The sequence below is a fragment of the Cellulophaga sp. BC115SP genome, assembly GCF_009905545.1.
Classification (GTDB): domain Bacteria; phylum Bacteroidota; class Bacteroidia; order Cytophagales; family Spirosomataceae; genus Flectobacillus; species Flectobacillus rivi.
Genome location: NZ_JAAALB010000003.1, coordinates 44,015 through 56,804, shown reverse-complemented (window position 1 = coordinate 56,804; position 12,790 = coordinate 44,015). Strand labels below are relative to the sequence as shown.

The window sequence follows — 12,790 nt, the reverse complement described above, 5'->3', positions numbered from 1 at the left end:
TAAACCAATCTTAGTATGTAGACAAATTTAAGCAAAGTGTACAGGCATTCCCAACAGGTAGCTGGCTTATTTCACTTTTGTCCACACGGTAGTTCGTCCCAGCAACGAAACACCAACAAAACCTCTGATTTCTAATTCATCAGCTTTCTTGAGTTTCATATTACATGAATAACTTTTGCCATTTTTAGGATCATAAATACTTCCTTCTTCCCAAGCTTTTCCTGTAAACTCAAAGTTTTTTAGAATCACCAAGCCTAACAACGGTTGATTACGCAAAGATGCATCTGGATTATTTACATCTTTTTTGGCAGCATCTTTTATCCAAGAAAGTTTCCCAAAGTATTTATCTCCTTGTTTGAATATAAGCACTTTTCCATCTTTACTTTCCGACAGCCACTCCCCTAACACAGCGTCTTTCGTAGGGTTTTGAGCTTGTACGATTTGTATAGTTGATAACAGGGTGGCAAGAATAAACAATAACTTTTTCATGAGTTTGGATGATTATTATTAAAAGGTTTTGTTTTCAAGGCTTGAGATTCGGAAGATTTTGTAATCTTTGTATTAAATTATACTAAAACTATAGGCTAAAAATACTTATTGTATTTTTAATCAAATTTGAGATGACATTTAAGTAATCAAGATACTAAGTTTAGGATAATTTGAGTACTATTATTTCCTAAACGATTTAGGGTAAGCTAGTTCTAGTTATTCTCAGAGTTATAAATATGCTTTAAAGATTAATATTTTATCGTCTTTCATTTTTATAACGTTGTAAAATTACTAAACAGTGTTTAGTAAACAAATTTTTGACATTATTTTTTGAAAAATCTATGAAAAATCATTTTTTCAAAAAAATTAAATCATTGATTTACAGTAAATTAAATAAAAGCAATTATTATTTAAAGACAATCTAGTAAAATAGTAGTTTGTGCCATTTGGAAGATATTTCTAATTTTGCAAAATTGCACGTTCGAAATACCTCATTATTCAATCAAAAAGAATTACTTATTCTGAATAAGTGCAACAAGCACAACATTGTTGTTCTGAAAACCAAATATTTAATCCCAGAAATTTCAAAAAATATGAATTACCCACTTAACCAGATTCCTGAGAGAACTGAAAAGCCACGTCAAAAAGGTTTGACAATGGTAATGGACAAAGGGCTTAGTCTCAGACAAGTTGAAGATTTCTTGGAGCTTGGCTCTGGATATACCGATATAGTGAAGTTGGGTTGGGCAACCTCTTTTGTGACTCCAAACCTAAAAGATAAATTGGCTTTGTATAAATCGGCAGGCATCCCTGTATATTTTGGGGGTACTTTGTTTGAGGCATTTGTGGTAAGAGGTCAATTTGACGAATACCGTCGTGTTTTGGACCAATATGGCATGGAATACGCAGAGGTTTCGGATGGCTCTTTGGAAATGGAGCAAGATGACAAATGCGGATACATCCAAACTTTGGCTAAACAAGTAACTGTTCTTTCGGAAGTAGGTTCTAAAGACGAAGCCAAAATCATTCCTCCATACAAATGGATTAAATTGATGAAAGCGGAGTTGGAAGCGGGTGCTTGGAAAGTAATCGGTGAAGCTCGTGAAGGTGGAAACGTAGGTTTGTTCCGTGCATCAGGCGAGGTTCGTCAGGGCTTGGTAGAAGAAATTTTGACAGAGATTCCTGAAGAAAAAATCATTTGGGAAGCTCCTCAAAAATCTCAACAAGTTTGGTTTGTGAAGTTGGTTGGTGCTAACGTAAACGTTGGTAACATTGCTCCTCATGAAGTTATTTCATTAGAAACGATCCGTTTGGGCTTGAGAGGCGATACTTTCTCTCACTTCTTGGACAAAAAATAATTAGTATTTCTAAAAAGAATGATTGGGTGAAAACAACATTCGCTCAATCATTCTTTTTTAATTTTTGATTAAGATTCTCACTATCATACCGTACAAAGGTTACTCTTCTATACTTTTGTAGTTTACTTTCACTATTTACTCCAAGCCTCATTTGGACATTGTAAATCTTCCCAAACAATGGAAATCATTCAATTTGTATTACAACTTCTCAAAGATCCTTTAACTGCACTTACGCAGTTTATCACCGACAACGGTACACTTACTTATGGTTTGCTGTTCCTAATCGTATTTGCCGAAACGGGTTTGGTAGTTATGCCTTTATTACCAGGCGATTCGCTTTTATTTGCGATTGGCGTATTGGCAGCTCCTGCAACAGGTGGTAAAATCGATATTACTTTCGTTATTCCATTGTTGATTGGTGCAGCGCTTTTGGGCGATAATGTGAATTATTTTGTAGGGAAATATTTGAGTGACTTCGTTAAATCAAAAGATAAAATTCTCTTCTTAAAACGTGAGCACATTGTTAAAACAGAGGAGTTTTACGAAAAAAATGGTGGTCAAACTGTAATTATGGCTCGTTTTGTACCAATCGTACGTACTGTAGCGCCATTTGTAGCGGGTGCAGGTAGTATGAAATATGGCAAATACATTACGTTCTGTGTAATTGGTGCTATTGTATGGGTAACTTCTATTACTTTGTTGGGATACTTCTTGGGTAACAACGAGTGGGTAAAACATAACTTCGAAAAAGTAGTACTAGGTATCGTGGCTATTTCAGTATTGCCAATGGTTATTGGTTTTGTAAAAAGTCAATTTAGTCAAAAGTAAGGTGTTGAAGAAGGCACACTTGTTTTCTTCATATCAATCATATAAAGTATTATTTCATCAAAGAGGCAAAAGTTTTCGTACTATTGCCTCTTTGTTTATTTTTACGCTATGAAAAATTTATTTGGTCTTATTGGTTTTCCTTTGGGGCATTCGTTCTCGAAAGGATATTTTACAGAGAAATTTGAAAAAATTGGTCTTTCTCAGACACATGCGTATGAGAAATTTGAGCTAGAAAATATTGAAGATTTTCCAGCCTTACTTCAGTCTCATACAGGTGAACTAAAAGGGTTAAATGTGACGATTCCTCACAAACAAAACGTGATGGACTATCTTGATGAAATAGATCCAGCGGCGAGTAAAATTGGTGCAGTAAATACCATCAAGTTTTTGGAGAATGGAAAAATCAAGGGCTTTAATACCGACTATTGGGGCTTTAGATGGACGCTTGAAAAATGGGATGCTTTCAATGAGATTGCTCCTAAAAAAGCATTAGTACTTGGTAAAGGTGGCGCAGCCAAAGCCATTATCGTAGCTTTAGAAGACTTGGGATTAGAAGTACAATTGGTTTCTCGTACCAAAGAAAGCGATACTATCACCTACGAAGAACTTACGCCAGAGGTAATGTCTGAGCACTTGTTCATTGTTAATACAACACCACTAGGAATGTATCCAAAAGTAGAGAATTGCCCCGCTATTCCTTACGAATTATTGAGTGGAAAGCATTTACTATACGATATTGTGTATAACCCACTCGAAACATTGTTTTTGAAAAAAGGTACTGAAGCTGGCGTGCGTGGTGTTCACTTCGGACTAGAAATGCTACATGGACAAGCCGAAAAAGCTTGGGAGATTTGGAACAGCTAGATACGATTTCAGATTGGGAATTTTTGATTTCAGATTTAAACTTTTATACAATTCAATCCGAAATCAAAAATCCCACATCCGAAATCAATTTTATTGTTCAATCGAATACCTCCACAAACTATTATCGCCTATTTCTTTTTTATCTATTAAGCCTTCTGTTAGTGTTGGTGCCATGATGCCCTCTCCTATTGCTTGTGGACTAATCCAGCGATATGCTTCATCCCATAGTCCAGCATCGATACAGGATTGTAGTAAAGCTGTGCCTCCTTCGACGATGACCGACTGAATTTTTCGTTGGTATAAATCATCTAAAATCATCAGAAGCCAAGAGTTTTCTGCCTCCATTTGGACATAAGAAATATGCCCTTTTTGTTCTGACTTAATGGAATTATAGCAAATTGTAGGCGTTGTTCCTGCATAAATAGCCGAATCCTCCACTACTTGTAAATGTTTATCAATCAATACTCTTATCGGATTCTTACCTGTCCAAAAACGTGTATTCAGTGAAGGGTTATCATATTGTGCCGTTCGGGTGCCCACCATAATAGCATCCTCCTCTGAGCGCAATTGATGTGTCCATCGTCTGGATAAGGCATTGGAAATTTGAACCGCTTGGAAATTGGGTAAGGCTATTTTACCATCGGTCGATTCTGCCCATTTGAGAATAATATAAGGTCGTTTTTTTTCGAAAAAGGTAAAAAAGCGGCGATTCAACACACGTCCTTTTTCTTCTAAAACACCCGATATGACTTCAATTCCTGCATCTCTCAATTTCTGAATACCTTTTCCTGCTACCAAAGGGTTGGGGTCATCGTTACAGATATACACTCGACGAACTTGATGTTTGACCAATAAATCAGCGCAAGGAGGTGTTTTACCAAAATGCGAACAAGGTTCGAGCGTCACAAACACTTCGGATTCGGGCAAAAGGCTTTGATCTTTTACATCTGCTACCGCATTGACTTCAGCATGCCAATGCCCATAGCGTTGATGCCAACCTTCGCCAATTATTTTTCCTTGATGTACAATTACGCATCCTACCATGGGGTTCGGAGATACATTTCCTGCTCCCAATTGGGCAAGGGCAAGGGCACGTTGCATGAAGGCATTTATTTGAGTATCGCTCAAAACATGATTATTCTTCGACATTTCTGTAATTTTGTATATTCATCAGTGAAAAGAAAAGCGCTCGTATAGGCTAACGACATAAAAAACATCTTTGCTTTTATCTAAAGTAAAAAACCTATATCCAATCGCTTAAAATTTATTATTCTCCATGACTCAATCATCCAAGCAACTATTTGCGGATTTGGTAGCCGAAATTACGGCAGTTTACTCAGAAAACGAAGCAAAAAGCATGGTCTATCTTTTGCTTGATACGCTTGTGGGTCTTTCAAAAACAGACATACTTGTCGACAAGCCTGTAGACATTAATACAGATTTTGCCCCACTTGTGGCTCGTATCAAGTCCTTCGAGCCAATACAGTATGTGCTAGGCGTTGGTGATTTTTATGGAAGACTTTTCCACGTTAGTAAATCAACTCTTATTCCTCGACCCGAAACTGAGGAACTTATCGAACCTATCATTACCTTTGCCAAAAGTTTAGGGCACTCAGCTACTATACTTGATTTAGGTACAGGGACAGGATGTATTGCCATTACTATTGCTTGTGAAATACAAAATGGCGCTGTTATTGCTTATGATATTTCGGAAGAAGCATTGAGCGTTGCCAAGCAAAATAATGAACGCCACCAAGCAGGTGTTCAATTTGTTCAGAAGGATATTTTGACTTATCAATACGAAAAATCAGAGCAACTTTTTGATATAATTGTAAGCAATCCACCTTATGTGACACATCGGGAAAAAGATGAAATGGAGGCTAATGTACTTGACTATGAACCACATTTAGCCCTTTTTGTAGAAAATGACAATCCTTTGGTTTTTTATAAAGCTATTGCCAATTATGCCTCTTTGAATTTGGTAAACAATGGTTTTTTTATAGTAGAAATCAATCAGTACTTAGGCTCAGAAACTGCCGAAGTATTTGAAGAAAAAGGATTTGTAGAGGTAGAAATTATCAAGGATATGTTTGGCAGAGAAAGATTTATCAAAGGAAAAAAACAATAGCGTCAACATTTTTCCATTTTCTGATTATTCAAATGGATTAATTCTCGTCTTTATTGTACATTTATTAATAACATATCATACCATCTTTAACGAAAGCATTCCCCTGTATTTTACCTATCACACAACTTGAACATTAAAGATTTATGTCTGAACATTACAACCTTACTGTTTCGATTATCATTCCTTGTTTTAATGAGGAGCAGGTGATTATGTACACTTATGAGCGAGTGTCTAAAACCATGCAATCTTTTGGGCATAAAGGCTATGAAATCATTTTTATCAACGATGGCAGTCGTGATCGTACATTAGCTATTCTGAAAGAAATTGCTCAGAAAGATGCCAACGTCAAAATCATTGGTTTTTCTCGAAACTTTGGTCACCAGCCTGCTGTAACCGCAGGGATCCAAGCTTGTACAGGCGATGTAGCTATTATTATTGATGCCGATTTGCAAGACCCACCTGAGTTGTTTCCAGATATGGTAAAAATGCACCTCGAACAAAATGCCAATGTGGTGTATGGAATGCGGGAGAAACGTAAAGGAGAAACCTTCTTCAAAAAAATTACGGCACGTATGTTTTACCGTACCATCAATTTCCTATCAGATACTCCTTTACCTGTAGATACTGGTGATTTTAGATTAATTGATAGGCATGTTATAGAAGCATTCAAAGCTTTTCCAGAAAAGAACAAATATATCCGAGGGCTCATCTCATGGATTGGTTTTAAGCAAGTACCGATCATGTATGTGCGTGAAGAAAGATTTGCAGGAGAAACGAAATATCCTCTTTCTAAAATGCTCAAATTTGCCTCTACAAGTTTGTTGTATTTTAGTAAAAAACCTCTCAAACTTGCTCTGGGCTTAGGAAGTCTTAGCCTAATTGTAGGTTTAGCTTTAGGAATTTGGGTTCTTACAGGACTTATTTTCAGACCAGAAACCTTAGTGCCAGGTTGGGCATCAACGGTGATTGCAGTTATCTTCTTTGGAGGTGTTCAATTGCTTACGATAGGTGTTTTAGGAGAGTATTTGGGTAATATGTTTGAAGAAATCAAAAACAGACCAGAATATATCATTTACGAAAAAGTAAATTTTTAATAAGAAAAGCATTTGGGGCATTCTCCCACTATTCATCAAAAAAGCGGTCGAAAAACAATTTTCGACCGCTTTTTTTGATACTACCATGCTGGATATAACTCGGCTTAAGACGCAATCATTGCGTCTCTACTGCTAGAATAATAATGACTAAATTTGGAACGACTCATGTATTTGAGCTATACTGATGGTGGTTTATTTCAAACTGTAAATACTAATCACCTTATTCCCATCTACTTCTACGTTGAATACCTCTTTTGAAGGAACTAAATAAGCAGAAAAATCAGGATTGAAATTAAAATGACGATATTCTGTAATAAAATAGTCTGCTTGGTTAATGTCACTCACAAATTTTAGTGCATCTTTTTCGCTTTTTCCCAAGTTATACGAAGCGCAAATATTTCCATTAATTTTGACTTTTGCTCCTTTCTGACTGTGTATTTTCAAATAGTCTAATGCTTGCTTATAGGAAGTACCCCAATAATCCATCTCAAATTTTTTGTCGACATGATTTCCTGCTAATACATTAAAATACACATTTTGATACGGGTGATTTTTTACAATCCAAGCAAGTAGATATACCACTACCAACACATTCAAACCGATAAAGCCTCCTGCTACAGCAGGTTTCCATCCCTTCAGAAAGTCTTCAATCGTAACTATTCCCAATGTGGCAAGATACACAAACCCTGCGTAAGTAAAATACAAGTGACGCCAACCATCATACAAGGTCGAATCTAATACGACAACACTTAAAATGGGACCGACAAAAAGCCCTAGAAAAAATAAATTGATGTACGTAAGTGGATTCCTATATTCTGTTATCCATTGTTTTAAGGTTACAACAATACCTATCAATGCCAACAAAAGAAAAGGAATTGGCGTAGTAATCACAATCCAAACCAAGGCATAATAACGAGGCAAATCAGGGGCGGTATAATATTGACCTTCAAACAATACTGGCGCATTCAATGGATATTTACTCAGATTTTCGAATACCTCAATAAAGTGCCCGATGGGGTTTGTCCACAAATAAGGGAAAGCAATGTAAAAAGTCAGCAAATACACGATAAGCATGCTTGCCAACATTTTGAGTTTTTGGATTAAGTCTTTTTCTTGTGTAAAAAAATGTTTTAAGACTATTGCTCCTCCAAAAATCAGTGGAAGAAAAATGCCTACAATACGCAAAGCCGTAGCCAATCCCATAACCAAACCTAGCCCAATAGCATACTTGTAATTAGCGCCTTTTAAAATTTTAAAACCCAAATAGCCTGCAATTACAAAGAGGGATAACAGCGGTAAATCCTTAGGGTTATAGAATGATTCTGCCAAAAAACGTGGCGAAAACACATAGATAAAGCACCCTAACAAACTAATATATTGTTTCTGAAATCTTTCAGAAAGAAGTTTGTACAAGAAAATAATGGATAGCGCAAAAATCAAAAAAGTCGATAAGTGCCAAAGCCGATATACTCCCAATTCGTCGTCGATGCCCAACCCTTTTTCTAATACCACCATCGGCAAAGCAAACAGCGCACCATGGTCTCTATCTCGATAATGCTCCATGTCTGGTGCATTTTTCAAATCAGGTGGAATCACCTTCGAAGCCATACCTGGTGCCAATTGCCGAGCTACGTGAATAATATTCATAATCCCGATGTGACGCTCTGTGCCTTCATCGTACGAAACACCATAATCTTTGTAAACCAAAAGCCCACAAATAAAATAAACCACAAATAAAATCATGGGTAATTTGGGCGTATCGAGCAGACGACTAAAAAGGTTCAACTTCATATACAATAGTCTTGGGTTAAGTGGGAAAGATGAATGATAACTGTTAGCTCAGGTATTTTGAAGCTTTATTCTGAATGGCCTATCAAAAAATAACAACCGCAAAATATGTCGCAAAACCTATGCCCAAATGCTTGATTCTCTACAATATTTTTACATCATCGCTATAAATTATCCATAAAGTCAAATAGAACAGGGACAAAGTTCTCTGGCTACTGTCAGATGATATCCTATTATGCTCTTCTGTATTCTATTTTTCACAGTGAATTCCTGAAATTTTCTGAGCCATTCAAAGCCATTTTTATAAAAATATAACAATTCAAAGAAAAAAATAAAATAGTATGCTTGCATAACAATTTTATTTTTCTTTAACTTTACCTATCGAATCAAAATCTCATAAACATATTACAATGAACCGTTCAATCAAGAAAGTAGCTGTGTTAGGGTCAGGCATCATGGGAAGCCGTATTGCCTGCCACTTTGCCAATATTGGATGCGAGGTGCTCTTGTTAGACATCGTTCCTCGTGAACCCAACGATGCTGAAAAAGCGAAAGGTCTTACTTTAGAATCGCCTGCGGTACGTAATCGTATTGTCAATGAGGCATTTCAGAATACGCTCAAAGCTAATCCTGCCGCACTCTATTCTACGGCATTTGCTAACCGTGTCAAGCTTGGCAACTTCGATGATAATCTCGCCGAAATCAAGAATTATGATTGGGTGATTGAGGTCATTGTAGAAAACTTAGCCATTAAAAAGAGTCTTTTCGAAAAAGTAGATGCTCTTCGTAAACCAGGCACGCTGATTACCTCAAATACGTCGGGTATTCCGATTCATTTGATGGCAGAAGGTCGCTCTGAAGATTTCCAAAAGCATTTCTGTGGTACGCACTTCTTTAATCCTCCTCGTTATTTGAAGCTATTGGAAGTAATTCCAACACCGCAGACGGATTCGACTGTGGTGGACTTCTTGATGCACTATGGTGATAGATTTTTAGGAAAAACTACCGTATTGTGTAAAGATACCCCTGCCTTTATTGCCAACCGTGTTGGTGTTTATAGCATGATGAAAACCATGCAAGTAGTGGCAGAAATGGGCTTGACGGTTGAGGAAGTAGACAAACTTACTTCGGTAGTCGTAGGTCGTCCTAAATCAGGAACTTTCCGTTTGTCTGACTTGGTCGGTTTAGATACTACGATTAACGTTTCAAACAACCTATATGCGGCACTCACGCATGATGAGTCAAGAGATGCTTTTGTTTTACCAGAAATGATTAAAAAACTTCAGGAAAACAAATGGCTAGGTGACAAAACGGGTCAAGGGTTTTACAAGAAAATCAAAGGTGCTGGTGGTAAGTCAGAAATTTTGGCTTTAAACCTTCAAACTTTTGAATATGAACCTTCTCAAAAAGTAAAATTCGATGTTTTCGAAAAAACAAAATCTCTAGCTTTAAAAGACCGTTTTGCTGTATTGTTAGCAGATAAAGGCAAAGCTGGAGAGTTTTATCGCAAAACCATTTTGGATGGTTTTAGATATGTTACTTATCGCATTCCAGAAATTGCTGACGAGCTATATCGCATCGATGCTGCCATTTGCGCAGGTTTTGGTTGGGAAATGGGCATTTTCGAAACATGGGATGCTTTAGGTTTACAAAAAGGTCTAGAACTCATGAAAGCCGAAGGCATGGAACCTGCCTCATGGGTTCATGAGATGATTGAAAGTGGCGTAAACTCATTCTATAAAAAAGAAGGTGGTAAGCGTCTTTACTACGATATTCCAAGCAAAAGCTACAAGCTTATTCCTGGTACAGAATCATTTATTATTCTTGAAAACCTCTCAGATGGTATTGTTTGGAAAAACGGCGAAAGTCATATTTATGATTTAGGGGATGGAATTCTTGGTTTAGAGTTCCGCTCAAAAATGAATACGTTTGGAGCGGGAGTTATTGAGGGCGTTCACAAAGCTATCAATCTAGCAGAAAAAGATTTCCGTGGTTTGGTGATTGGTAACGATAGTACCGAAGCATTTTCGGCGGGTGCCAACTTAGCCATGCTATTTATGTATGCTGTCGAACAAGAGTTTGACGAAGTAAACCTCATGATTGCGCAATTCCAGCAGACCATGATGCGCGTTCGTTACTCGTCGATTCCTGTTGTAGTCGCACCTCATACGCTTGCACTTGGTGGTGGTTGCGAAATTACCTTACACGCTGACCGTGTGGTAGCAGCAGCCGAAACTTATATTGGTCTTGTAGAAGTGGGTGTTGGTTTGATTCCTGCGGGTGGCGGTACCAAAGAAATGGCACTACGCTGTTCTGACCTCTACAAAGCTGGTGACCCAGAGCTCAATATTTTGCAATCAGCCTTCATGAACATTGCGACAGCCAAAGTAAGTACTTCGGGTTATGAAGCATTTGACATGAACTACTTCCGTCGTGGCGACGAGGTTGTACTCAATCGCAGTCGTTTGATAGCCGATGCCAAACAAGCTGCCATAGAGTTAGCAGAAGCGGGTTATACCCAACCTAAACAACGTAACGACATCAGAGTTCAAGGAAAAGCTGGTATTGCGTTGTTTAAAGCAGGTATTACCTCAATGTTGATGGGTAAATATATCTCTGAACACGATGCCAAGATTGCCAACAAATTGGCTTATGCTATTTGCGGAGGAGACTTGAGTTATCCACAAAATGTAACGGAGCAATACCTTCTTGATCTTGAGCGTGAGGCTTTTTTATCACTTTCAGGCGAGCGTAAGACCTTGGAGCGCATCCAAAGCCTTCTTAATGGAGGAAAACCGCTTAGAAACTAAGAGGGAGTATGAATGTAAAGTTGCGAGTAGTGAGTTGTGAATATAAAATCATAATTTACAATATATTATCTCGACAATTAATTCAACTTATTTTTACCCGTAATAGGCATTAAGCTATATGCCATAAGCTAAAAGTATAAGCGTTTTTCTAAAAATCATGAATACCTTTTTTGCTTAATGCCTACAGCTTATTGCCTAATTTCATTTTTCTTATTCAAAATCCAGAATCAAACCATGAATGCATATATCGTTGCGGGCTATCGTACAGCAGTAGGAAAAGCTCCAAAAGGTACACTTAGATTCACTCGTCCTGACGAACTTGGTGCCGAGGTAATCAAACATATTTTATCAACCCTTCCACAATTAGACCCTGTACGTGTTGACGACGTAATTGTGGGCAATGCCGTACCAGAGGCAGAACAAGGGATGCAAATTGGGCGTTATGTAGCGCTATTGTCATTGCCTAAAGAAGTTTCAGGTTTTACCATCAATCGCTATTGTGGCTCAGGTGTAGAAGCTATCGCTATTGCTGCAGCTAAAATCTCAGCAGGTATGGCCGATTGTATCATTGCGGGTGGTGTAGAGTCTATGTCATTGGTACCAGTAATGGGCTATAAAACGGCTCTCAACTTTGATATTGCTCAGAAAACGCCTGATTATTACATCGGAATGGGACTTACAGCCGAGCAAGTAGCTAATCAATATAATATCAGTCGTGAAGATCAAGATGCTTTTGCTTATGCCTCGCATCAAAAAGCCATTGCGGCTCAACAGGCTGGTTTGTTTGACCCTGAAATTGTCCCTATTACCATCAAAGAAACGTATTTTGATGCTAATTCAGGCAAAAAGAAAACGAAAGAATCGGTCTTTAATAAAGACGAAGGACCTCGTGCAGATACCAGTGTAGAAGCCCTTGGCAAACTCAAACCTGTTTTTGCGGCAGGTGGTTCGGTTACAGCAGGTAACTCTTCTCAGACCTCAGATGGCGCTGCTTTTGTAATGGTTATGTCCGAAAAAATGGTGAACGAATTAAATCTGAAGCCTATTGCTCGCATGATGTCGTATGCCACTGCGGGATGCGAACCTCGTATTATGGGTATCGGCCCTGTATTTGCAGTACCTAAAGCCCTTAAGCAAGCTGGTTTGTCGTTAAACGATATTGACCAAATCGAACTGAATGAAGCTTTTGCGGCTCAAGCACTAGCTGTAGTTCGTACCTTGGACATCGACCCAAGTAAACTCAATCCAAACGGTGGTGCTATTGCCTTAGGACATGCATTAGGTTCAACTGGAGCTCGTTTGTCGGTTCAACTATTCAATGAAATGCGTCGTCGTAATCAGAAATATGGTATGGTGACTGCTTGTGTTGGTGGTGGACAAGGTGTAGCAGGTATTTATGAGCTTTTGTAAAAGAAGCTAGAAAGCATAAAA

The 12,790-nt window shown here is 37.9% G+C and carries 10 protein-coding genes; 7 read left to right on the top strand and 3 right to left on the bottom strand.

The genetic code is table 11. The annotated features are described in order from the left end of the window. Positions 1–66: 66 nt before the first annotated feature. Positions 67–489 carry a DUF2147 domain-containing protein gene (locus tag GVN22_RS03095; RefSeq protein WP_166549614.1) on the bottom strand — a complete coding sequence of 141 codons (423 nt, stop codon included), beginning with the start codon at positions 487–489 and terminating at the stop codon, positions 67–69. 593 nt (positions 490–1,082) lie between these two features. Between GVN22_RS03095 and GVN22_RS03090 the strand changes: the two genes are divergently transcribed. The 3 genes from GVN22_RS03090 to GVN22_RS03080 all read left to right on the top strand — a co-directional run bounded on the left by GVN22_RS03090 (position 1,083) and on the right by GVN22_RS03080 (position 3,539). Beyond that, entirely contained in the window at positions 1,083–1,847 is a 765-nt protein-coding gene (locus GVN22_RS03090) for a phosphosulfolactate synthase (RefSeq protein WP_095166936.1), read from the top strand. Positions 1,848–2,024: 177 nt separating this feature from the next. Beyond that, on the top strand, positions 2,025–2,675 hold the full coding sequence (locus GVN22_RS03085; RefSeq protein ID WP_166549613.1) for a VTT domain-containing protein: 651 nt from the start codon (positions 2,025–2,027) through the stop codon (positions 2,673–2,675). A 108-nt stretch (positions 2,676–2,783) separates the two neighbouring features. Further along, positions 2,784–3,539 carry a shikimate dehydrogenase gene (locus GVN22_RS03080; RefSeq protein WP_166549612.1) on the top strand — a complete coding sequence of 252 codons (756 nt, stop codon included), beginning with the start codon at positions 2,784–2,786 and terminating at the stop codon, positions 3,537–3,539. A gap of 90 nt (positions 3,540–3,629) precedes the next feature. On the opposite strand, the gene ribD is transcribed toward GVN22_RS03080, so the two are convergent. Beyond that, complete coding sequence (ribD, locus tag GVN22_RS03075; protein WP_166549611.1) at positions 3,630–4,688, bottom strand: bifunctional diaminohydroxyphosphoribosylaminopyrimidine deaminase/5-amino-6-(5-phosphoribosylamino)uracil reductase RibD; 1,059 nt, start codon at positions 4,686–4,688, stop codon at positions 3,630–3,632. Between the two features lie 127 nt (positions 4,689–4,815). On the opposite strand from ribD, the gene prmC reads away from it, so the two are divergent. Together prmC and GVN22_RS03065 are read left to right on the top strand one after the other, a co-directional pair. Continuing rightward, a complete protein-coding gene (gene prmC / locus GVN22_RS03070) occupies positions 4,816–5,667 on the top strand; it encodes a peptide chain release factor N(5)-glutamine methyltransferase (protein ID WP_166549610.1) in 852 nt (283 codons plus the stop codon). A gap of 143 nt (positions 5,668–5,810) precedes the next feature. Then, entirely contained in the window at positions 5,811–6,761 is a 951-nt protein-coding gene (locus GVN22_RS03065) for a glycosyltransferase family 2 protein (RefSeq protein ID WP_166549609.1), read from the top strand. Between the two features lie 192 nt (positions 6,762–6,953). On the opposite strand, the gene GVN22_RS03060 is transcribed toward GVN22_RS03065, so the two are convergent. Then, entirely contained in the window at positions 6,954–8,552 is a 1,599-nt protein-coding gene (locus tag GVN22_RS03060) for a glycosyltransferase family 39 protein (RefSeq protein ID WP_166549608.1), read from the bottom strand. Positions 8,553–8,959: 407 nt separating this feature from the next. Here GVN22_RS03060 and GVN22_RS03055 point away from each other — a divergent pair, with 407 nt between their 5' ends. Continuing rightward, positions 8,960–11,359 (top strand): 3-hydroxyacyl-CoA dehydrogenase/enoyl-CoA hydratase family protein, encoded by a 2,400-nt coding sequence (locus GVN22_RS03055; protein ID WP_166549607.1) that lies wholly within the window; start codon positions 8,960–8,962, stop codon positions 11,357–11,359. A gap of 234 nt (positions 11,360–11,593) precedes the next feature. Further along, positions 11,594–12,769: an acetyl-CoA C-acyltransferase gene (locus GVN22_RS03050; protein ID WP_166549606.1), complete on the top strand. Its 1,176-nt coding sequence runs from the start codon at positions 11,594–11,596 to the stop codon at positions 12,767–12,769. The last annotated feature ends 21 nt before the right edge of the window (positions 12,770–12,790 follow it).

Coding starts and splice junctions, on each gene's coding strand:
- GVN22_RS03095 (WP_166549614.1), bottom strand. CDS start 489: ATGAAAAAGTTATTGTTTATTCTTGCCACCCTGTTATCAACTATACAA.
- GVN22_RS03090 (WP_095166936.1), top strand. CDS start 1,083: ATGAATTACCCACTTAACCAGATTCCTGAGAGAACTGAAAAGCCACGT.
- GVN22_RS03085 (WP_166549613.1), top strand. CDS start 2,025: ATGGAAATCATTCAATTTGTATTACAACTTCTCAAAGATCCTTTAACT.
- GVN22_RS03080 (WP_166549612.1), top strand. CDS start 2,784: ATGAAAAATTTATTTGGTCTTATTGGTTTTCCTTTGGGGCATTCGTTC.
- ribD (WP_166549611.1), bottom strand. CDS start 4,688: ATGTCGAAGAATAATCATGTTTTGAGCGATACTCAAATAAATGCCTTC.
- prmC (WP_166549610.1), top strand. CDS start 4,816: ATGACTCAATCATCCAAGCAACTATTTGCGGATTTGGTAGCCGAAATT.
- GVN22_RS03065 (WP_166549609.1), top strand. CDS start 5,811: ATGTCTGAACATTACAACCTTACTGTTTCGATTATCATTCCTTGTTTT.
- GVN22_RS03060 (WP_166549608.1), bottom strand. CDS start 8,552: ATGAAGTTGAACCTTTTTAGTCGTCTGCTCGATACGCCCAAATTACCC.
- GVN22_RS03055 (WP_166549607.1), top strand. CDS start 8,960: ATGAACCGTTCAATCAAGAAAGTAGCTGTGTTAGGGTCAGGCATCATG.
- GVN22_RS03050 (WP_166549606.1), top strand. CDS start 11,594: ATGAATGCATATATCGTTGCGGGCTATCGTACAGCAGTAGGAAAAGCT.